Annotated in this window: 16 protein-coding genes and 1 pseudogene; 3 read left to right on the top strand and 14 right to left on the bottom strand. The window is 73.4% G+C overall.

The window, feature by feature from the left end; all coding sequences use genetic code 11:
- Window positions 1-105: 105 nt before the first annotated feature.
- Window positions 106-921 carry a GGDEF domain-containing protein gene (locus tag LRS14_RS02970; protein ID WP_257798547.1) on the top strand — a complete coding sequence of 272 codons (816 nt, stop codon included), beginning with the start codon at window positions 106-108 and terminating at the stop codon, window positions 919-921.
- Here the strand turns inward: LRS14_RS02970 and LRS14_RS02975 are convergent.
- The 11 genes from LRS14_RS02975 to mutL form a co-directional block, all read right to left on the bottom strand.
- Entirely contained in the window at window positions 876-1,997 is a 1,122-nt protein-coding gene (locus LRS14_RS02975) for a lipocalin-like domain-containing protein (protein WP_083440870.1), read from the bottom strand. The genes LRS14_RS02970 and LRS14_RS02975 overlap by 46 nt on opposite strands.
- Entirely contained in the window at window positions 1,997-4,540 is a 2,544-nt protein-coding gene (locus LRS14_RS02980; protein WP_257798548.1) for an FtsX-like permease family protein, read from the bottom strand. The genes LRS14_RS02975 and LRS14_RS02980 overlap by 1 nt, the downstream gene beginning before the upstream one ends.
- Window positions 4,537-5,187 carry an ABC transporter ATP-binding protein gene (locus LRS14_RS02985; RefSeq protein ID WP_046115375.1) on the bottom strand — a complete coding sequence of 217 codons (651 nt, stop codon included), beginning with the start codon at window positions 5,185-5,187 and terminating at the stop codon, window positions 4,537-4,539. The genes LRS14_RS02980 and LRS14_RS02985 overlap by 4 nt, the downstream gene beginning before the upstream one ends.
- A 2-nt stretch (window positions 5,188-5,189) precedes the next feature.
- A complete protein-coding gene (gene miaA, locus LRS14_RS02990; protein WP_257798550.1) occupies window positions 5,190-6,239 on the bottom strand; it encodes a tRNA (adenosine(37)-N6)-dimethylallyltransferase MiaA in 1,050 nt (349 codons plus the stop codon).
- Complete coding sequence (locus LRS14_RS02995; protein ID WP_257798551.1) at window positions 6,236-7,426, bottom strand: Bcr/CflA family efflux MFS transporter; 1,191 nt, start codon at window positions 7,424-7,426, stop codon at window positions 6,236-6,238. The genes miaA and LRS14_RS02995 overlap by 4 nt, the downstream gene beginning before the upstream one ends.
- A gap of 64 nt (window positions 7,427-7,490) precedes the next feature.
- Window positions 7,491-9,227, bottom strand: coding sequence for a pseudouridine synthase (locus LRS14_RS03000; protein ID WP_257798552.1), 1,737 nt, complete (start codon window positions 9,225-9,227; stop codon window positions 7,491-7,493).
- Between the two features lie 68 nt (window positions 9,228-9,295).
- On the bottom strand, window positions 9,296-10,180 hold the full coding sequence (locus LRS14_RS03005) for an alpha/beta fold hydrolase (protein ID WP_083440914.1): 885 nt from the start codon (window positions 10,178-10,180) through the stop codon (window positions 9,296-9,298).
- 133 nt (window positions 10,181-10,313) lie between these two features.
- Complete coding sequence (locus LRS14_RS03010; RefSeq protein WP_257798554.1) at window positions 10,314-11,861, bottom strand: PAS domain-containing methyl-accepting chemotaxis protein; 1,548 nt, start codon at window positions 11,859-11,861, stop codon at window positions 10,314-10,316.
- Window positions 11,862-11,974: 113 nt separating this feature from the next.
- A complete protein-coding gene (locus tag LRS14_RS03015) occupies window positions 11,975-13,636 on the bottom strand; it encodes an acyl-CoA dehydrogenase family protein (protein WP_257798555.1) in 1,662 nt (553 codons plus the stop codon).
- Window positions 13,637-13,716: 80 nt separating this feature from the next.
- A complete protein-coding gene (locus LRS14_RS03020) occupies window positions 13,717-14,310 on the bottom strand; it encodes a DJ-1/PfpI family protein (protein WP_046115655.1) in 594 nt (197 codons plus the stop codon).
- Window positions 14,311-14,461: 151 nt separating this feature from the next.
- Window positions 14,462-16,387 (bottom strand): DNA mismatch repair endonuclease MutL, encoded by a 1,926-nt coding sequence (gene mutL, locus LRS14_RS03025; protein WP_257798556.1) that lies wholly within the window; start codon window positions 16,385-16,387, stop codon window positions 14,462-14,464.
- 43 nt (window positions 16,388-16,430) lie between these two features.
- Here mutL and LRS14_RS03030 point away from each other — a divergent pair, with 43 nt between their 5' ends.
- Window positions 16,431-17,081 carry a DedA family protein gene (locus LRS14_RS03030; RefSeq protein ID WP_046115653.1) on the top strand — a complete coding sequence of 217 codons (651 nt, stop codon included), beginning with the start codon at window positions 16,431-16,433 and terminating at the stop codon, window positions 17,079-17,081.
- Between the two features lie 76 nt (window positions 17,082-17,157).
- Here LRS14_RS03030 and LRS14_RS03035 read toward each other — a convergent pair whose 3' ends face one another.
- Together LRS14_RS03035 and tsaE are read right to left on the bottom strand one after the other, a co-directional pair.
- Entirely contained in the window at window positions 17,158-18,558 is a 1,401-nt protein-coding gene (locus LRS14_RS03035) for an N-acetylmuramoyl-L-alanine amidase (protein WP_257798557.1), read from the bottom strand.
- A complete protein-coding gene (gene tsaE, locus LRS14_RS03040) occupies window positions 18,555-19,046 on the bottom strand; it encodes a tRNA (adenosine(37)-N6)-threonylcarbamoyltransferase complex ATPase subunit type 1 TsaE (protein WP_404977524.1) in 492 nt (163 codons plus the stop codon). The genes LRS14_RS03035 and tsaE overlap by 4 nt, the downstream gene beginning before the upstream one ends.
- On the opposite strand from tsaE, the gene queG reads away from it, so the two are divergent.
- Window positions 19,029-20,225: a tRNA epoxyqueuosine(34) reductase QueG gene (queG, locus tag LRS14_RS03045; protein WP_257798558.1), complete on the top strand. Its 1,197-nt coding sequence runs from the start codon at window positions 19,029-19,031 to the stop codon at window positions 20,223-20,225. The two genes, tsaE and queG, sit on opposite strands and share 18 nt — an antisense overlap.
- On the opposite strand, the pseudogene LRS14_RS03050 reads toward queG, so the two are convergent.
- A pseudogene (locus tag LRS14_RS03050) lies at window positions 20,135-21,031 on the bottom strand (AEC family transporter); the annotation flags it as partial. The gene queG and the pseudogene LRS14_RS03050 sit on opposite strands and share 91 nt — an antisense overlap.
- Between the last annotated feature and the right edge of the window lie 48 nt (window positions 21,032-21,079).

A 21,079-nucleotide genomic window follows, 5' to 3' on the forward strand; every position in this document is an offset into this window, starting at 1 on the left:
TTAGGGGTGTTTGGCGCGCATGTTCGGGGCATTGTGCGCAGCAGCAAACAGCCCGGCGGGGTGGCCTTTGTGGTCGAATCAATCCCCCGTTTTGACGACTTCGCCATGATCGACTCGCCCTTCGATTCCGCCTGGCTGCGTTGGCTGGACCGCCGCGTACCGGGCAGCCGGCCTTGGTCGGTGGCGCTGCCGGTGGGCGTGGGCTGCGGCCTGGCTGCCGCCGGCATCGCGGCCACCGCCGCCATGCTGCTGGGCGCTGCCGACCGGGCCACCGTGGCCATCGTCGCCGGTCTGGCCACCGCGGCGGTGGGCGGGCTGCTGGGGCTGCTGGTGGCGCAGCTGGTGCAGTCGCTGCGGCAGCTGCACCAGCGGGTGACGGTGATGGCCACCCGCGACGACCTCACCGGCGTGCTCAACCGCCGGCACTTCATGCTGCTGGCCGAGCGCGAATGGGCCCGCTGCCGCCGCTACGAGGCCGACGGCGCGGTGCTGCTGGTGGATGCCGACCACTTCCGCCGCATCAACGACCACCACGGCCATGCCGCCGGCGACGCGCTGCTGCGCGACATCGTGCGCGTGACCGGCGGCCTGCTGCGCCAGGCCGACGTGCTGGCCCGCTCCGACGGCGAAGCACTGATCGTGCTGCTGCCGCAGACCGATCCGCTGGGCGCGCTGGACGTGGCCGAGCGCATCCGCGAGCACGTGGCCTCGCTGCGGCTCGACTGGCAGGGCACCAGCGTGTTCACCACCGTCAGCATCGGCGTCGCGTCGATGGGCGCCAGCCACACCTCGCTGGACGCGCTGATGGCCGACGTGGAAGGCGCGCTGGCCGCCGCCAAGGCCGCCGGCCGCAACTGCGTGCGCGCCGCGCCGATTCAGCCCAGGCGCAATGGCGAGGCCCGGCCCGTCATCTCCAAGTAGCCGCGGCCCACGCGGCGCTGCGTGCCGGCGTCCAGCAGGTCGCTCAGGCCTTCCCAGTAGATGGAGCCGGTGGACGCGCGGCTGTCCAGCTCCTGCGCATCGATGAGCGCCCGCACCTCGAAGCGGCCGGCCGGCGTGTCCACCGTCCACTGCACCGGATAGCTGCTGCGCGTCGCCGGGCTGGTCCATCCGCGGCCCGGAGTGAAGCGCACCTCGTCGGGTCCGAAGGCGCGCACCGCGCCGCCGGCCGCACGGAAGCTGCCGCCGGCCCACAGCGCGGAGCCGTCGCGCCGCCGCAGCTGGAAGGCGGTGAGGGCACTGCCGTCGTCCAGGTTCATGCCGATCCAGTCCCAGCCCACGGCGTCGGGATTGAGCAGCGTCTCGCTCCATTCATGGTCCAGCCAGGCGCGGCCCTGCACCGGCAGCGGCGCAGCGCCCGCGCCCACCGCCAGCGTGCCGGTGACCGCCAGCTGCGGCTGCGAGTAGTAGTGGCTGGCCTCGTCGGCATTCGGCCCCTTGCGCGACCAGCCTTGGTCGCCCTGCAGCAGCAGCGGCTGCGTGGTGGCCAGCGCCAGCTCGAAGCCGAAGCCGGCGGCGCGATCGGCCAGCCGGGCGCGGTAGCTGCTGCGCCCGGCCGGGCCCTCGCGGCGGAAGCGCCAGTCGTCGATGCGCACGTCGGTGTCGGCCAGCGAGGCGGTCACCCGCGGCTGCGCCGGATCGCCGTTCCAGCGACCGATGCGCTCGGCATGCAGCAGCCGCTGCGCGCCCAGGTCGCTGACCGCCGCATGCGCGAACAGCAGCTGCCGCGCGGCAAAGCGGCTGGCATTGCCGGCCGCCAGGTCGGTGCGCGAGCGGAAGAAGGTGAGCTGGAAGCCGAAGAGCGCGCCGCCGTCGGCCTGCAGCCAGCCGGTGGCGTACCACCACTCGGTGCGGCTGTCGGGATGGGCGCCGTGGTCGCGCGGAAACTGCAGCGGCCGCGGCGCGATGGCGGCCTGGGCAGCGGCCGGCAGCAGCACCGTCGGCAGCGGCAGCCCGGCCAGCGCGCACCAGCGCAGCAGCAGGCGTCGGCGGTCCATCACCAGTCCTCCTTCACCGCCAGCACCGCGTCGCCGGAGGCGGCGGCGCGGGCGCTCACCGCAGCCGTCACGCTGCCGGCGGCCAGCACCGCGGCGCACAGCGCGGCCAGCCGGCCCCAGGGCAGCACCATCTCCATCGTCCAGTGGAAGCTCTGCGGGTTGACCACATGCACCAGCACCACCGACACCAGCAGCCCCAGCGCCAGGCCCACCAGCGCGCCGGCGGCCGTCCAGGCGGCACCTTCGCCGGCCACCACGCCGATCACCTGCCGCCGGGTGAAGCCCAGGTGCGCCAGCAGCCCGAATTCGCGCCGGCGCGCCAGCACCTGCGCCGAGAAGCTGGCAGCGATGCCGAACAGGCCGATGCCGATGGCCAGCGCCTGCAGGTAGCGCGTGACCGCGAAGCTGCGGTCGAAGATGGCCAGCGACATCGCCCGGATCTGCGCCGGCACCGCGAATTCGATCAGTGCCGGGTCGGGCGCCAGTGCGCGCAGCGCGGCCTGCACCGTGTCCACCGCGGCCTCGGGCTGCAGCCACAGTGCTAAGTCGTTGATGCGGGTGTCGCCGGTCAGGCGGCGGTAGTCGGCCTGGTCGATGGCGACCGCGCCGAACTGGCGGGCGTAGTCGCGCCACACGCCCAGCACGCGCACCTCCACGCCGCTGGCGGCACCGATGGGCAGGCGCAGCTGGCTGCCGGGCTCGGCCCCGTACAGCGTCACCATCGCCTCGCTGACGTAGGCGCCGATCTCGCCGGCCACCAGCGGCCGCGGCGGCTCCACCATCGGCAGCTGCTGGGCGGGCTGGTCCAGCGGCCGGGCGATGAGGCTCACCGAAGGCTGGTCGGGCGAGAGCGAGATCGGCCGCACCCGCAGGCCCTGCACCCGCGCCACGCCGGGCACTGCCGCCGCGGCCTCGACGAAGGCCGGCGGCAGGAAGGCCTGGTCGGCGGTGGCGCTGCTGGCCGCGGTGCGGGCATACAGGTCGGCCGGCAGCACGCTGTCCAGCCACTGCGACACCCCTTCGCGGAAGCTGGACACCATCACCGTCAGCGCCACCGCCAGGCTCAGGCTGGCCACCACGCCGGCCACGGCCACGGTGGCGGTGGCGCTTTCATGGCGGGCCCGTTCCACCGCCAGCAGCAGCAGGGCCGAGCGCCGCGGATGCAGCAGCGCCAGCAGCGCATTCACCGCCAGCGGGACGCAGGCGATGCCGCCCAGCAGCAGCGCCGCCACCGACGCATAGGCTGCCAGCGGCAGGCCGCCGAGGGGCGGCAGCAGCGCCAGCAGCGCGCCCGCGCCCAGCAGCAGCACCGGCCGCCAGCGGGAAGGCGCCGGCCCGGTGGTGCCGCCCAGGCCCTTGAGCGCCTGGGCGGGTGCCAGCGCCGCGGCCTGCCGGGCCGGCACCCAGCCGCCCGCCATCGCCGCGACGATGCCCAGCGACCCGAAGGCCGCGGCCGCCGGCCAGGAAAAGGCCAGCGCCGGCGCCACGCCGGGGAAGTAGCCGCCGCCCAGGTCGCCGGCCAGCCAGCGCAGCGCCAGCTGCGCCATGCCGGTGCCCATCACCAGGCCGACCAGGCTGCCGGCCACGCCCACCAGCAGGCATTCCAGCAGCACCAGCCGGCGCCGCTCGGCGGCGCCCAGGCCCAGCACGCCCAGCAGCGCGAACACCGGCGTGCGCTGCGCCACCGACAGCGCCAGCACCGAGAACACCAGGAAGCCGCCGACAAACAGCGCCACCAGCGCCAGCACCGTCAGGTTCACCCGGTAGGCGCGCGACAGGCTGGACACCTTCTGCGCCGCATCGTCGGCCGCCGCGGCAGTCAGCTCGGGCGGCAGCGCCAGCCGCTGCAGCAGCTGCGCCGACGACACGCCGGCCGACAGCCGCAGGTCGATGCGCGTGAGCTTGCCCATCAGCCCGAAATGCTGCTGGGCGCCGGCGATGTCGATCACCGCCAGCGGCCCGCCGCCGGCGGCCACGCTGCCGGCCACCTGCAGCGTGAAGGTGCCCAGGCCGCGCTGCAGCCGCAGCGCATCGCCGGGCTTGGCGCCCAGGCGCTGCTGCGCGGCGGGGTTGAGGAAGATGCGGTCGGGGTCGAGAAAAGCCGTGCGCGGCTGGCCGTCGGCCGCGCGGGGCAGCAGGGCGGGCGCGACGGCGGCGATCTGCAGCGCGTCGATGCCCAGTACCTGCAGCGCGATGCGCGCAGGTGCGGCGCCGGCTGCCCCCGGGCCTGGCGCGGCGAAGGCATAGGTGTCCACCTCCACCACCGGCGTGGCCAGCGACACGCCGTCGGCGGCGGCCACGGCGTCCAGCAGGGTGTCGGCGCAGCCTTCCCGTACCGCGCAGCGCAGCGACAGGTCGGGCTCTCCGTTGGCTGCACGCACGGCGGCCGAGAACTCCGACAGCGCCGAGCCGTTGATCAGGTGCACCGAGAACGCCAGCGCCACGCCCAGCGCCACCGCCAGCAGCGCCACCGCATGCCGCCATGGATGCGCCCGCCATTCGGGCAGGCTGAGCTGGCGCAGCAGCGGCCACGCGCCGGTCACGCCGCCTCCTCGATCCCGTCGCGGCGCAGCCGCAGCCGGCGGTCGGCGCGCGAGGCGGCTGTGGCCGAATGGGTCACCAGCACGCAGGCCGAGCCCTGCGCGTGCACCTGCGCGGCCAGCAGGTCCATCACCCGCTCGGCGGTGTCGGGGTCGAGGTTGCCGGTGGGCTCGTCGGCCAGCACCAGCGCCGGCCGGTGCACCAGCGCGCGGGCGATGGCCACCCGCTGCAGCTGGCCGCCCGACAAGGTGCGCGGCGCTCTGCCGCCCAGGCCTTCGAGGCCGACCTCGCGCAGCATGTCGGCCACGCGGGCGTCGTCATGCCGGCCCTGCAGCAGCAGCGGCAGCGCCACGTTGTCGGCCACGCTGAGGTGCGGCAGCACATGGAAGGCCTGGAACACGAAGCCCAGCCTGGCCCGCCGCCAGCGCGCCTGCGCCGGCTCGGGCAGGGTGGTGATCTCGGTGCCGTCCAGCTGCACGCTGCCGCGGCTGGGCGTGTCCAGTCCGGCGATGCAGTTCAGCAGCGTGCTCTTGCCCACGCCGGAATCGCCGAGCACCGCCACCATCTCGCCCGGCGCCACCGCCAGGTTCACCTGCTGGAACACCGGCGTGTCGCCGTAGAGCTTGGCCAGGTCGGTGATCTGCAGCATCGTCAGGGGGCCGTGGGCGGTTGTGCGGCGCCGGTGAGCGCGGTGACGGCCTGCAGCACCCGGCGTGCCGCATCGGGCGAGTCGCAGGCGATGCGCTGGCGGGCCGGCATGCCGCGCAGCCAGGTGAGCTGTCGCTTGGCCAGCTGCCGGGTGGCGGCGATGCCGCGCTCGCGCAGCGGGGACAAGTCGCCTTCGTCCAGGCATTCCCAGGCCTGCCGGTAGCCCACGCAGCGCATGCTGGGCAGGCCGGTGTGCAGGTCGCCGCGGGCGCGCAGCGCCTGCACCTCGTCGATGAAGCCGGCGGCCAGCATCGCATCGAAGCGCCGGGCGATGCGCTCATGCAGCCAGGCGCGGTCGTCGGGCTCCAGGCTGATCAGCACGCCGTCGTCGGCGGCGGCGCGCTCACCGGCATGGTGGTAGCTGGACAGCGGCCGGCCGGTGGCGCGCCACACCTCCAGCGCACGCTGGATGCGCTGGGCATCGGTGGGCGGCAGGCGGGCGGCGGTGGCCGGATCCACCTGCGCCAGCTCGGCATGCAGCGCGGGCCAGCCGCGTTCCAGCGCCTCGGCGTCGAGCGCGGCGCGCACCGCCGGGTCGGCGGCGGGCAGGGCGTCCAGGCCGTCGATCAGCGCCTTGAAGTACAGCATCGTGCCGCCCACCAGCAGTGGCCAGCGGCCGCGGGCGCGGATCTCGCCGATCAGCCGCCGCGCGTCGGCCACGAACTGCGCGGCGGAATAGGCTTCCAGCGGATCGATCAGGTCGATCAGGTGGTGCGGCACCGCCGCCCGCTCGGCCGCGCCGGGCTTGGCGGTGCCGATGTCCATGCCGCGGTAGACCAGCGCGGAATCGACGCTGACGATCTCGACGGGCAACGCCTGCGCCACCGCCAATGCCGCGTCGGTCTTGCCCGACGCTGTCGGTCCTGCCAGGCCGATCCAGCGGAGCCCCGCGGCCGGCGAATGCGCCGGCCGATCCCCCGAGGGGATGGCGGGCCGGCTGGGGGCGGCCCGGCGCTCGGCCCGCGGCGGCGGCGCTTGCTCGGGCAGATTCATGCCGCGCGCAGCACGCCGTGGCGGGGCACCAGGGTCCAGGCGACGGTGGCCGTCATCACCGACCAGAAGCCCAGGCCGTAGGCCATCGGGCGCACCGTGCCGTCCAGCGCCTGGCCCAGCCACAGGCCGACGCAGAAGGCCACCAGCGCCAGCGCGAAGCCGGCCAGCGCCGCGGCCACGCCGGCCGACTGCGGGAAGGGGCTGACCGCCCCCGTCTGCCCGCAAGGCTGGTGGATGCCGTGGCCGAACGCATACAGGCACTGCGGCAGCAGCACCGCTGCCACCGACTGCACGCCCGCCGCCGCCAGGGCCGCCATGCCCAGGCCGCCGGCCAGGCTGAAGAAGGCGCCGCGCTGCACCGCGCCGGCCAGGCCGTGGCGCAGCAGCAGCCGACGGCAGGCGAAGGTGCCGCCCACGTAGGCCAGCGAGCCCGCGCCCAGCGCCAGGCCGTACTGCGAAGCCGTCAGGCCGAGCACCTCGATGTAGACGAAGGACGACGAGGCCAGCACCACGAACAGCCCGCCGTAGGTGCAGGCGGTGAGCGAGGCCCAGGAGAAGAAGGTGGGATGCGCCGCCACCTGCCGCGCGGTGCGGGCCAGGCTGGCCGCCTGCAGGGCCCGCGGGTCCAGGCTGCGGGCGGTTTCCGGCAGCACCCGCCACACGAACACCAGCACGCCCGCCAGGAACAGCGCCACCGCCAGCAGCGTGCTGCGCCAGCCAAAGGCCGAGGTGAGCAGGCCGCCGGCCACCGGGCTGCTGAAGGCGATGACGCCCAGCCCGCTCATCGCCAGCGACATCACCCGCGCCCCCTCGGCCGGCTCGTACAGGTCGCGCACCATCGCCCGCGCGCACACCACGGCCGCGGCCAGGCAGGCGCCCTGCGCCGCGCGCCACGCCGTGAGCACGCCGATGCTCGGCGCCAGCGCCGCACCCAGGCTGGCCAGGGCGAACAGCGTGAGCGCCACCCGCAGCACCGGCTTGCGGCCATAGCGGTCCGCCACCGGGCCCCAGAACAGCTGGGCCACGCCGAAGCTGAGGATCAGCGCCGACATCGTGAGCTGCACCGCCGGCATGCCGGCGCCCAGCCCGCGCGCCAGGGCCGGCAGCGCCGGCAGGTAGAGGTCGGTGGTCAGCGGTTGCAGGCCCAGCAGCAGGGCCAGCAGCGTGGCTGCGATGACCGGCGACATGGCGGCCGCGCGCCGCGAGCCTGCTGCAAGGGCAGAGGGCGTCATCCGGAGGTCGGGCCCGCGCTCAGAAGCGTTCGTCGCGGCGCAGGTAGCGCCACTGCCCCGGCGGCAGCTGGCCCAGCACCACGCTGCCGATGCGCACGCGCTTCAGGCCCACCACCTTCAGGCCGACGGCCTCGCACATGCGGCGGATCTGGCGCTTGCGGCCTTCCCGCAGCACCACGCGCAGCTGGTCCTCGTTCTGCCAGCTCACCTTGGCGGGCTGCAGCTTGACCTCGTCCAGCCACAGGCCGCCGCGCAGCTTTTCCATGTCGTCGTCGGGCAGCTTGCCGTCGGGCGCGCTGCCCACGTATTCCACCCGCACCAGGTACTCCTTCTCGATGTTGGAGTCCTCGCCGATCAGGTGCTTGGCGATGCGGCCGTCCTGCGTGAGCACCAGCATGCCGGTGGAGTCGATGTCCAGCCGCCCGGCGGGCACCAGGCTGCGCAGGTGGCCGGGGTGGAAGCTGATGCCGGAGCTGTCCTCGCTCCAGCGGTTCTCCGGCTTGACCAGCACCACGGCCGGCTCGTAGCCGTCTTCCGCCTGGCCGCTGACGTAGCCCACCGGCTTGTTGAGGATGACCGTCATGCGCTGCGCCTGCTGCTTCTGCGCGGCGGGGTCGATCTCGATGCGCGCTTCCGGCCGCACCCGCTGGCCGAGCACGGCCGGCTTGCCGTCCACCCGCACCCAGCCGGCGTCGATCCAGTCGTCGGCCTCGCGGCGCGAGGCCACGCCCATGGCCGTCAGCCGCTTGGACAGGCGGTCGCCTTCGGCGGCACGCGGGGAGCTGGCGGCCGGGCCGCTGCGGCGCGGGCGCTCGCCGCCCTCGGGCGGGCGGCTGCTGGCCGGCGGCAGCGGGGCGGGGCGCTCGTTGCGGTCATTGCGGTCATTGCGTTCGGGCCGCGCGCCGCGCTCGAACGGCGGGCGGCGGTCGCCTTCCGGGCGGAACGGCGCGCCGCCGCGGGCCGGGCGGTCGGACGGCCCGCGCTCGCCGGGCCAGCCCTCGCCGCGCGGGCGGTCGTGGCGCTGCTGAGGGCGGTCGCCGAAGCCGGTGGCCGGGCCGCGCGGGCGGCCTTCATAGCCGCTGGCGTCGTGCGGCGGCCGGTCGCGCGCGCCGGCTTCGCGCGGCGGGCGGCCTGTGGGGCCGGCATCGCGGCGGTCGCCACGCGGGCGGTCGTAGGCCGGGCGGTCGTCGCGGGTACGGTCGAAGCGCGGGCGGTCGCCGTGCGGCCGGTCGCCATGCGGCCGGTCGTCGCGAGGCCGGTCGAAACGGGGGCGGTCGCCGTACGGGCGGTCGCCTTGGGGCCGGTCCCCTTGCGGCCGGTTGCCGTAGGGCCGGTCACCTGGCGGCCGGTCACCCTGGGGCCGGTTGCCGTACGGCCGGTCGCGCTGCGGACGGTCATCGCGAGGCCGGTCGAAGCGCGGGCGGTCGCCTTGCGGACGATCAGTGCGTGGACGATCACCGTACGGCCGGTCACCCGGCGGCTGGTCGCCCCGGGGCCGGTCGTCGCGCGCGCGGTCGAAACGGGGCCGGTCACCCTGCGGGCGTGCACCCGGCGGGCCGTCGCGGCGCGGGCGGTCATCACCCCGGCCGGGGCCGCGCTCCTGCCCGCGGAAGGCTTCCTCGCGGGCGGCGCGGTCGGCCTGGGCCTCGGCCAGCGTGCGCTGGCGGCGGGGAGCGGTGGCGGAACGCAAGGGGGCGCGCGAACGGTCGCCGGCGCCGGCAGCTGCCGGCTTGTTCTTCAATTTCAGGGTGGCCATGTGACAAGGCGCGGCCAGAAAGTGGCCGGCAAGGGGGCGATTGGACCACGCCCGGCTCGTCAATCCGCCTAAAGGGTGGGCCCGAACAGCTCGGCGATGGCGGTGCGGTATTGCGGCTGCGCCAGGTCGTTGGTGTTGTGGTGGGTGCCGCCGTCCACCAGCAGGAAGCGCTTGGGCGCGGTGGCGCGCTCGTACAGCGCCCGGCCCAGCTCGGGCGGGATCAGCTGGTCTTCGCTGCCATGCACCACCAGCACCGGCGCCTTGACGCGGGCGATGCGCTCGCCGGCCTCGAAGCGCTGCGTCAGCAGCGGCCCCACCGGCAGCCAGCCCCAGCGCATGGTGCCCAGCACGTCGCGGATGGAGGTGAAGGTGTTCTCCACGATCAGGCCGGAGGCGTCGGGCACCTCCTGCGCCAGGTTCACCGCGATGGCGCCGCCCAGCGAGTGCCCGAAGATGAAGCGCCGCGAGCCGGCATGGTGCTTGGCCAGCCAGTCCCAGGCGGCCCGTGCGTCCTGGTAGGACATGGTTTCCGACGGCAGCACCGCGGTGCTGCGGCCGAAGCCCCGGTAGTCGATGCCCAGCACCGAGAAGCCGAGCGAATGCATGCGCTGCATGCGGTTGGCGCTGCCGCGCACGTCCCAGCGGGCGCCGTGCAGGTAGAGCATCACCGGTGCGTCCGGCCGCGGTTGGGGGAGGAACAGCCCGTGCAGCTTGACCGGCTTGCCGGCATGCCAGCCGCCGGTGGGCACGTAGTCGATCCACACGTCCTGGAACTCGGCGGCTTCCAGGTCGCCGCCCCACCAGGTGCCGGGCGTGGGCTGGAAGATCCAGGTGCGTTGCTGCTCGTCGAGAGAAGCACAGCCGGCCGCCACCGCAGCCATGAACAGCACACCGAACAACTGGGCCCAACCCTGGCGGCACAGCCCTGAAACAACCTGGACGACCTGACGCATGGGCCGCGATGCTTGCACACACCGTGCCGCGCGCCGGCCGGCGCGGCGGATTTTCCTCAGGCCGCGGCGGACATCCCGCCGCGTTTGCACTGCAGCAACATGCTTCATGCAGGCGTGTGCGGCCGGCGCCGATTCAGCCGCGGGCGCGGAACACCGACACCGCATCCACCAGGTGGTGGGCCTGGTTGCTCAGGCTCTGCGCGGCCGCGGCCGACTGCTCCACGAGCGCCGCGTTCTGCTGGGTGTTGCGGTCCAGCATGCTCACCGCCTCGCTCATCTGCCCGATGCCCACCGTCTGCTCGCGGGTGGCTTCGCTGATCGAGGAGATGAGCGACTGCACCTCGCGCACCTGGCCCATGATCTTGTCCATCGCCTCGGCGGCATGCACCACCTGGCGGCCGCCTTCCTCCACCCGCTCCACGCTGGTGCCGATCAGGCTGCGGATCTCCTTGGCCGCCTGTGCGCTGCGCTGCGCCAGGCTGCGCACCTCGCCCGCCACCACCGCAAAGCCGCGGCCCTGTTCGCCGGCGCGCGCGGCTTCCACCGCGGCATTCAGCGCCAGGATGTTGGTCTGGAAGGCGATGCCGTCGATCACCTCGATGATTTCGCCGATCTGCTTGCTGCTGGCGGTGATGCCCTGCATCGTGGCCGTCACCCGCTGCACCACCTCGCCGCCTTCCTGGGCGGCGGCGCTGGCGCTGGAGGACAGGGCGGTGGCGCGCTCGGCAGCCTCGGCGTTGTTGCGCACGATGGAGCTCATCTCCTCCATCGACGCGGCACTCTGCTGCAGGCTGGCGGCGGCCTGCTCGGTGCGGTCGCTCAGGTCGACGTTGCCCTGGGCAATCTCTCCGCTGGCCTGTTCCACCGTCACCACCTGCTCGGCCACGTCGTCGATGATCCAGCGCAGCATCAGGCCCAGCTGGTTCAGCGAACGCATCGTCAGCCCGATCTCGTCCACCCGGTCCATCGCCTGGCCGTTGACCTCGCCACTGGCCACGCGGCGGGCGTGGGCCATCACGCTTTCCAGCGGGCGGCTGACCTGCGCCTCCTGCATCCACAGCGCGGCCACGGCCAGCACGCCGATGACGGGCGCGGCCACCGGCAGCGCGGCCGCACCGGCCACCGCGGCCACGGTGCCGACGGCGCCGGCGGCCATGCCGATCATCGGCAGGCGCAGGCGCCAGCGCACCGGCATCGTCTTGTGCAGCGTGGTGATCGCGGCCCAGCCGCGGCGCACGATCACGCCCTTGTGGAAGGCACGGTTGCCGGCGCGGCCTTCGCGGAAATCGGCATACAGCGCCTCGGCGCCGGCCACTTCCTCGCGGCTGGCATGGGTGCGCACCGAGAGGTAGCCCACCGTCTGGCCGTTGCGGTTGACCGGCGTGGCATTGGCGCGCACCCAGTAGTGGTCGCCGTCCTTGCGGCGGTTCTTCACCAGCGCGGTCCAGGAATCGCCTGCCTTCAGCGTCGCCCACATGTCGGCGAAGGCTTCCTTGGGCATGTCGGGGTGCCGCACCAGGTTGTGCGGCTGGCCGACGATCTCCGATTCCGCAAAGCCGCTGACCGCCACGAAGGCCGCATTGGCGTAGGTGATGCGACCAGAGGTGTCCGTGGTGGACATCAGCGTCGCGTCAGCGGGGAAGGTGTACTCACGCTGACTGACCGGAAGATTGCTGCGCATATCGACTGCCTACTGCACTACGGGGTGGAATACCCCCCGGCGAGTGCGTCTTCCGGCGGGCCTGACTCTTATCGGCAGGCCCGTGCAGACTTTTTCGGCAAAACAGGCAGCCGTTACAAATTGACCGCCTCCTCCAGCAGGGCGCTGCGCCCTGCGGGCTGGCAAAAAGTGCCGACGACCGCGCCCCATTCGGTGCCGAAGCGGCTGTCGATGAAGGCGGCGGCGGTGGCGGGGCGGCCGTGCTGCAGCAGCAGCGCGGCCTGCGCCAGCAGCACCAGCCGTTGCGTGAGCAGCCGGGCCATCGGCTCGAGGCCCTCGGCCGGCGGGCTGCCGAGCAGCTGCTGCAGCGCGCCGCAGGTGGCCGCCACGGCCGGCGCGCCGGCCACCGCCTGCGCCAGCTGCTGCAGCACCGCGGCCGATTCCGCCGGATGGCGCTGCAGCGCCCGCAGCACGTCCAGGCACATCACGTTGCCCGAGCCTTCCCAGATCGAGTTGACCGGCGCCTCGCGGTACAGACGGGCCAGCGGGCCGCCTTCCACGTAGCCGTTGCCGCCCAGCACCTCCATCGCCTCGGCGCTCAGGGCCACCGCACGCTTGCAGATCCAGAACTTGGCCGCCGGCACCAGCAGCCGGCACCAGGCGCGGTCCAGCGGATCGGTGCCGGGATGGCGCGCGGCCAGGTCCATGGCCAGCAGCGTAGCCGCTTCCGATTCCACCGCCAGGTCGGCCAGCACCGCGGCCATCAGCGGCTGCTCCACCAGGCGGCGGCCGAAGGCCCGTCGGTGGCGGGCATGGTGCAGCGCCTGCACCAGCGCCTGGCGGATGAAGCCCGCACTGGACAACGCGCAGTCCAGCCGCGTCAGGCTGGCCATGTCGATCAGGTGCGCGATGCCGCGGCCTGGCTCGCCCACCCGCACCGCCCAGGCGCCTTGGAACTCCACCTCCGCGCTGCTGTTGGAGCGGTTGCCCACCTTGTCCTTCAGCCGCTGGATGTGGATGGCGTTGCGGCGGCCGTCCGGCTGCCAGCGCGGCATGAAGTAGCAGCCCAGGCCGTCATCCCCGCAGCGCGCCAGCACCAGGTGCCCGTCGCTCATCGGTGCCGAGAAGAACCACTTGTGGCCGGTGATGCGGACTTCGTCGCCCCATTCGCCGCTGCCGGCCGGCACCGCCTCGGTGAGGTTGCTGCGCAGGTCGCTGCCGCCCTGGCGCTCGGTCATGCCCATGCCCACGGTGACGGAGCGCTTGCCGGCCAGCGGCCGGTCGGCCGGATCGTGGCCGGTGGACGCCAGCAGCGGTTCCAGCACCGCATACAGCGCCGGGTTGCGCCGCAGCACCGGGATGGCGGCATGGGTCATGGTGGTCGGGCAGCTGGAGCCGGACTCGGTCTGGCAGTGCAGCATGTGCGACGCCGCCCGGGCGGCCCAGGCCGACGGCCGGTCGTCGAAGAAGGGCAGGTTGGCGATGCCGTTGCGCCGCGCCATCGCCATCATCGTGTGCCAGGCGGGATGGAAGCGAACGAGGTCGATGCGCTCGCCGGTGCGGGAATGCGTGTGCAGCTCGGGCGGATGGCGGTTGGCATCCTCGGCCGCCTGCAGCGTGGCGGCCGCGCCGTATTCGGCGCCCTGGCGCATCAGCGCCGGCTCGTGCCAATCGGCGCCGGCTCGCCGCACCTCCTGCTGCAGCACCGGGTCGGCGGCATACAGGTTGTAGTCCTCCAGCGGAGGCACCTGGTTGTGCGGGAAGGGGTCTGAAGGGAGAGGGGCTTGGCCGGCCATCGCATCACTCCTGGCGCCAGGGCGGGCGTGCAGCATGCTGCGCCCGCGCCGACGGCGCCAGGGGGCCGGCCCGCAGACGGTCAGGCGGCCAGGGCGCGCAGCATGCGGCGCGGCGGGCGCTGCGGCTCGCGTGACAGGCGCTTGGCCAGCCGGCGGCCGAAGTTGGACAAGGTGCAGTGCTCGCCATGGCCGACGATGACGCCCGGCTCCGGCTCGTCCAGCGCGTCTCCGCCTTCCACCGGCAAGCCCAGCGCGCGCAGCACCTGCACGCCTTCGCCGGTCGCGGCCAGGGTCTTGCCCGCCTCGTAGGCCTGCTGCACGAAGCTCAAGGCCTCGTCGCTGAGCTGCAGCGTCTCGGCGCAGAACAGGCCCGAAGGCACGCACACCGCGTCGAAGTCCGCGGCGGACACCGCGGCCACGCTGTGCTCCGGCGACAGCATGCCGCCCAGCTGCGTGCTCACCGGCGCGATCTGCGGCGCCACCAGCTGCACCTGCGCGCCGGCGCGGTCCAGTTCTGCGATCAGGCGCGCCACGCAGAGTTCGTCCACGCCATCGTCGATCAGCATCGCCACCCGCCACTGGCGCGGCGTGCCCAGCAGCGCATGCGCCTGCAGGCCAGGCGAGGCGCTGCCGTGGCTGGTGGCGACGGGACGGGAGGTGGATTCGAAGCTCATGACGCTCACTCCTGGCTTTTCTTGGGGCGCTGCACGCAGCACGATGGGCACAAGACTAAGGGTCACTCCCTAGGCGCCGCTGTCGGGACGCTGCGCCCGCGCGTGTAGGACAACGCCTCATGTTTGCCGCAGTGCAGCAAACCTCGCCGACTCAACGGCCGCGAAGGAAGAGGGCGTCCAGCTCCCGCATGCCCAGCTGACGCCAGGTGGGCCGGCCGTGGTTGCACTGGTCGGCGCGCTCGGTGCGCTCCATGTCGCGCAGCAGCGCATTCATCTCGTCCAGCGTGAGCTGGCGGTTCGCCCGCACCGCGCCATGGCAGGCCATGGTGGCCAGGATCTCGTCGCGGGCGCGCTGCAGCACCTGCGTGGCGCCCACGTCGCCCAGCTCGGCCAGTTCGGCCAGCACCGAGCGGGCCAGTGCCACCGCATCACCGCCGGCCAGCGCCGCCGGCCGGGCGCGCACCGCCAGCACGCCGGGGGACAGCGGGCCCAGGTCCAGGCCCAAGGCCAGCAGCGTCTCGCGCTGGCTCTCGGCCACGGCGATCTCGGTGGGCGAGGCGGCGAAGGTGGCCGGGATCAGCAGCGGCTGCGACTCGATGGCAGCCGCCCCGACGCTGGCCTTCAGCCGCTCGTAGACGATGCGCTCGTGCGCCGCATGCATGTCCACGATCACCAGGCCCTGGCGGTTCTCGGCCAGCACGTACACGCCGCCGATCTGGGCGATGGCGCGGCCCAGCGGCCAGTCGGCCGCGGGCTCGGCGGCGGCGGCGGACGCCGCCGAGCCGGGCCGCGGCTGCCACGGCGCGGGCGGCTCCTGCGCATAGAGCAGCGCGGCGGTCTGCAGCGCCAGCGCCGCCTGGGCCGGGCCATCGCTGCGCGGCATGCGCACGAAGCTGGCGCCGGCCTGGGCGGCGGGCAGCCAGGCGGGCAGGCGCGGGGCGATGCCGGACGACTCGGCCGCAGCCTGCGCAGGCGCGTCCGCGGCGGCCTCCGCGGTGGCGCCCGGTGGCTGCGGCCCGGCGGTCAGCAGGCCAGGGCCGGCCGTGGCCTCGCCGGCCCGGGACACCGCCAGCGCGCCGCCTACCGCGCGGTGCACCGCCTGGTGCACGGCCCGGCCGTCGCGGAAGCGCACCTCGATCTTGGTGGGATGCACGTTCACGTCCACGAGCTCGGGCGCGATGGTGGCGAACAGCACATAGGCCGGTTGCCGCTGGCCGTGCAGCACGTCCTCGTAGGCCGAACGCACGCCATGGGCGATCAGTCGGTCGCGCACGAAGCGGCCATTGACGAACACGTACTGCTGGTCGGCCCGCGCGCGCGACGTCTCGGGCAATCCGGTGCGCCCCTGGATGGCCAGCGGGCCGGCCTCGTGCGCCACCGCGCGGCTGCCTTCCAGGAAGTCCTCGCCCAGCACGTCGCGGATGCGCTGGTCCAGCCGCGCCGCGCGCCACTGCGCCACCAGCCGGCCCTCGTGCCACACCGCGAAGCCCACGTCCGGCCGCGCCAGCGCATGGCGGCGCACCGACTCCAGCGCATGCGCCATCTCGGTGGCATCGCTCTTGAGGAACTTGCGGCGCGCCGGCGTGTTGAAGAACAGCTCGCGCACCTCCACGCTGGTGCCCACCGCGCGGGCGGCCGGGCACAGCTCGCCGGAGCGGGCATCCAGCCGCACCGCATGCGGCGCACCGGCGGTGCGGCTGAGCAGCGACACGTCGGCCACCGAGGCGATGGCGGCCAGCGCCTCGCCGCGGAAACCCATGGTGGACACCGCTTCCAGGTCGTCCAGCGAGCCGATCTTGCTGGTGGCATGCCGGCGCAGCGCCAGCGGCAGCTCGGCCGGCTCGATGCCGGCGCCGTCGTCCTCCACCACGATGCTGCGCACGCCGCCGCCCACCAGCTTGACGTGGATCTGCGTGGCGCCGGCGTCCAGCGCGTTGTCCACCAGCTCGCGCACCACCGAGGCGGGCCGCTCCACCACTTCGCCGGCGGCGATCTGGCTTACCAGCTCGTCGGGCAGCTCGCGGATGGGACGGCGGGGCGCGGCGGCAGCGGCGACGGCTTCGGAGACGGAACTCATCCGGTCATTCTAGAAACTTGCTGCACCGCGATAATCCGCCGCCATGGAACTCCTCGCCGCCCTCATCGACTTCATCCTGCACGTGGACGTGCACCTCGCGCAGTTCGTGGCCGACCACGGCACCTGGGTCTATGCGCTGCTGTTCGCCATCATCTTCGTCGAGACCGGCGTGGTGGTGATGCCGCTGCTGCCCGGCGACTCGCTGCTGTTCGTGGTGGGTGCGCTGGCCGGCGCCGGCCTGCTGAACCTGCCGCTGGTGATGGCGCTGCTGGTGGCCGCCGCCATCCTGGGCGACCAGCTGAACTACACCATCGGCCGGGCCATCGGGCCCCGGGTATGGGGCTGGGAGAACAGCCGCTGGTTTAACAAGCGCGCCTTCGAGCAGGCCCACGGCTTCTACGAGAAGCACGGCGGCATCACCATCATCATCGCCCGCTTCATGCCCTTCATCCGCACCTTCGCCCCCTTCGTGGCCGGCGTGGCGGCGATGAGCCGGGGCAAGTTCACCGCCTACAACGTGGCCGGCGCGTTGCTGTGGGTGGTGGGCATCACGCTGGCGGGCTACCTGTTCGGCAACATCCCGTTCGTCAAGCAGCACCTGGACAAGATCATCTGGGCCATGATCATCATCCCCGGCGTCATCGCGCTTGTTGGCGGCTGGCGCGCGAGACAGGTCAGCCCCCAAGCTCGCTGACGCTCGCTGCCCCCCAGGGGGCGCGTTCAGCCTTGGGGCGGCCCGGCGGCCGAACGGTCCGCGCCGCCCGCGCGGCTCACAGCTGGCGGTTGCGCGCCAGCGGCGGGTTCTTCGCGAAGTAGCGCTGGATGCCGGTGGCCAGCGCGCGCACCAGCTGGCGCTGGTACTCGGCACTGCGCAGCTTGTCTTCCTCTTCGGGGTTGGAGATGAAGGCCGTCTCCACCAGGATGCTGGGGATGTCCGGCGCCTTCAGCACCGCAAAGCCGGCCTGCTCCACCCGCGGCTTGTGCAGCTTGCCCACGCGGTCCAGCTCGCCCAGCACCTCGCCGCCCACGCGCAGGCTGTCCTTGATCTGTGCATGCGTGCTCATGTCCAGCATCGTGCGCAGCACCTGGGCATCGGCCGACTTGAGGTTCACCCCACCCACCACGTCGGCCGCGTTCTCGCGGTTGGCCATCCAGCGCGCGGCGGTGCTGGTGGCCGCGCCCTGCGACAGCGCGAACACCGAGGCCCCGCGTGCCCGCGGCGTGATGAAGGCATCGGCATGGATGGACACGAACAGGTCGGCCTGCACCCGCCGCGCCTTCTGCACCCGCTCGTGCAGCGGCACGAAGAAGTCGGCGTCGCGTGTCATGAAGGCGCGCATGCCGGGCATGGCATTGATGCGCTCGCGCAGCTGCAAGGCCACCGACAGCACCACGTCCTTCTCGCGCAGGCCGCTGGGGCCGATGGCGCCGGGGTCTTCGCCGCCATGGCCGGGGTCCAGCGCCACGATCACCAGGCGGTCGATCTTGTTCTGCAGCGCGGCCCGCGGGCCGGGCGCGGCGGTCACCGGCGGCGGCACCGGTGCGGCAGCCACCACCGGCGGCGCGGCCGGCGGCGGCAGGCCGGGTGCGGAAGCGGCGGCCGGCGGCACCGGCGCGGCGGCCACCGGTGGCGGCGTGCCCACCTTGCCGATGAATTCGCCCAGCGCGTCCTGCACCGTCTGAGCCGCATCGCGCTCGGAGGCTTCCTTGTCGCGGATCAGCGCCAGCAGCGGATCCATCGGCTGGGTGGGGTAGAGGTCGAACACCAGCCGGTGCTGGTAGGCCGCCACCGGCGCCAGCGCGAACTGCTGCGGCGCGGTGGCCTGCTTCAGGTCGATCACCAGCCGCACCACCCGGGGCTGGTACTGCCCGACGCGGATGCCGCCGATGAAGGGATCGTCCGCCCGCACCTTGCCCACCAGCTCGCGCAGCTGCGGGCTCAGCTCCAGGCCTTCGATGTCCACCACCATGCGCTCGGGGTCGGACAGCAGCTGGTGGCGCGCGGCCAGCGGCTGGTCGCTCTCGAGCGTGACGCGGGTGTAGGCATCGGCCGGCCACACGCGCACCGCCACGATGCCGGCACCGAAGGCGAGGTCGGCCGCGCCCAGCAACAGCACCAGGCCGCCGGCCTGCTTCAGGAGGTGCCTGCGGCTCGTCAGGGCGCGGCTCACAGGGCGTGCAGCAGCGCTTGGCCGCGGGGAGTACAGGCTTGCATCGTCACGGTGCGTTGGTCGTCATCCTGGGGTTGCAGTTCCATGCGCAGGTCGGGCACCGGCAGGGCGGCGGCCACCTTCTCGGGCCATTCGGCCAGCTTCAGCCCCGGCTGCGCGAACACGTCGCGGAAGCCGGCGTCGTCCCACTCGGCGGGATCTTCGAAGCGGTAGAAGTCGAAGTGGGAGACGGCCAGTCCATCGGCCAGCTCATAGGGCTCCAGCACCGCATAGGTGGGGCTCTTGATGCGGCCCTGGATGCCCAGTGCGCGCAGCAGGTGGCGCACCAGCGTGGTCTTGCCCGCGCCCAGCGGGCCGTGCAGCTCAATGAACGCATCGCGCAGCAGGGGTTGGGCAGCCAGCGCCTGGGCGACGGCCGCGCAGGCGGCCTCGTCGGGCCAGTGCAGCAGGCGGGTTTCTAGAATGGGGCGATGCGGGAGCGTCTTCACGACATCGACGGGCAGGCACTGCTGGAGCAATTGCGCGCGTGGGCAAAGGAGCTGGGATTCTCCCAGATCGGTGTGGCCGACGTAGACCTGCAGGACGCCGAAGCCGGCCTGCTGCAGTGGCTGCACAACGGCTTCCATGGCGACATGGCCTACATGGCCGCCCATGGGCTGAAGCGCGCGCGGCCGAGCGAGCTGGTGCCGGGCACGGTGCGCGTGATCACCGCCCGCATGGATTACCTGCCGTCCAGCGCCGGCCCCGACTGGCGCGAGCAGGAATGGCGCCGCATCGGCATGCCTGGCCTGGCCACGGTCTCGGTGTATGCACGCGGTCGTGACTATCACAAGGTGTTGCGGGCGCGGCTGCAGAAGCTGGCGGACCGCCTGGCCGAAGCGGTGGGACCGTTCGGCCACCGCGTGTTCACCGATTCGGCGCCGGTGCTGGAAGTGGCCCTGGCCACACGCAGCGGCCTGGGCTGGCGCGGCAAGCACACGCTGTCGCTGCGGCGGGATGCGGGCTCGATGTACTTCCTGGGCGAGCTGTTCGTCGACCTGCCGCTGCCGCTGACCGAAGCGGAGACGCCGCATTGCGGCCGCTGCACCGCTTGTCTAGACATCTGTCCGACGCAGGCCATCGTCGCCGCGGGGGTGGTGGATGCGCGGCGCTGCATCTCCTACCTCACCATCGAGCATGCGGGCCCCATCCCCGAAGCACTGCGCGCGGCGATGGGCAACCGCATCTACGGCTGCGACGACTGCCAGCTGGTGTGCCCGTGGAACAAGTATGCGCAGCGCGCGGTGCTGCCCGACTTCGACGTGCGGCCGGAGCTGGCCGCGCCCACGCTGCTGCAGCTGTGGTGCTGGGACGAGGCCACCTTCCTGCGCCGCACCGAAGGCAGCGCCATCCGTCGCATCGGCCACGAGCGCTGGCAGCGCAACCTGGCCGTGGCTTTGGGCAATGCCTGGCGGGCCACCGGCGACGAGGCCATCGCCGCTGCCCTGCGGTCAGCCCGCGATGCCGCCACGCCGCTGGTGCGCGAGCACATCGACTGGGCCCTGGCTCAACGCAACGGGGTCCCCACCAACGGCCCCAGCGCCGCATGGGCGCCCAGCGCCAGCGGCACGCTCACCATGCCCAGCAGCGTGGACAGCGTGACCAGCCCCGCCACGAAGCTGGCATGACCGCCCAGCCGGGCGGCCAGCACATAGCAGCTGGACGCGGTGGGCAGCGCCGAGAAGGCCACGATCACCAGCTGCTGCAGCGGTGCCAGGTCGGTGAAGCGCACGCAGACCACCGCCACCAGCGGCAACACCAGGTGGCGTATGCCCAGCAGCGCGGCAGCCAGCCGGGGCGCATCGCGCAGCGCGCCGAAGCGCAGGCCGGCGCCCACCGCCATCAGGCCGATGGGCAGCGCGGCCAGGCCGATGCGGTCCAGCGTGGTGGCCACGGCGGGCGGGAAGCTCAGGCCCAGCAGGCTGGCCACCAGGCCGCCGAGCGTGGCCACGATCAGCGGATTGCGCACCAGCTCCTTCAGGAAGCCGTGCCCGCCGTGGCGTGCCAGCGGCCATACCGCGGCGATATTGCAGGCCGGCACCGCCACCGCCACGAGAAGGGCCACGGCGGCCACGCCGGGTGCGCCGCCCAGCCGCTCAGCCAGCGCCAGCGCCATGTACGAGTTGAAGCGGAAGGCCACCTGCGCGCCCGAGGCATGCATGCGGGCATCCACGCCCGGCCATCGGCCCAGGGCCATCGACAGCACGATGCCGGTGCCCACGATGGCCAGGCCCGCCACGCCCAGCGTGGCCAGGGCCGAGGGCTGCAGCGGATTGCGCACGATGGCGTTGAACAGCAGCACCGGAAACAGCAGGTAGTACACCAGCCGCTCGGCGCCGTCCCACACGCTGCGGTCCAGCAGGGTGTAGCGGCACACCAGGAAGCCCAGCACGATCAGGAGGAAGTCGGGCAGCAGGAGCAGGGCGGTGTGCATCGATGGCAGTCTGCCATGCGCCCTATGATCGCCGCTCCTCACAAGGAG

Origin of the sequence: Aquincola sp. J276 (assembly GCF_024700035.1) — a bacterium.
GTDB classification, from domain to species: Bacteria; Pseudomonadota; Gammaproteobacteria; order Burkholderiales; family Burkholderiaceae_C; genus Aquincola; species Aquincola tertiaricarbonis.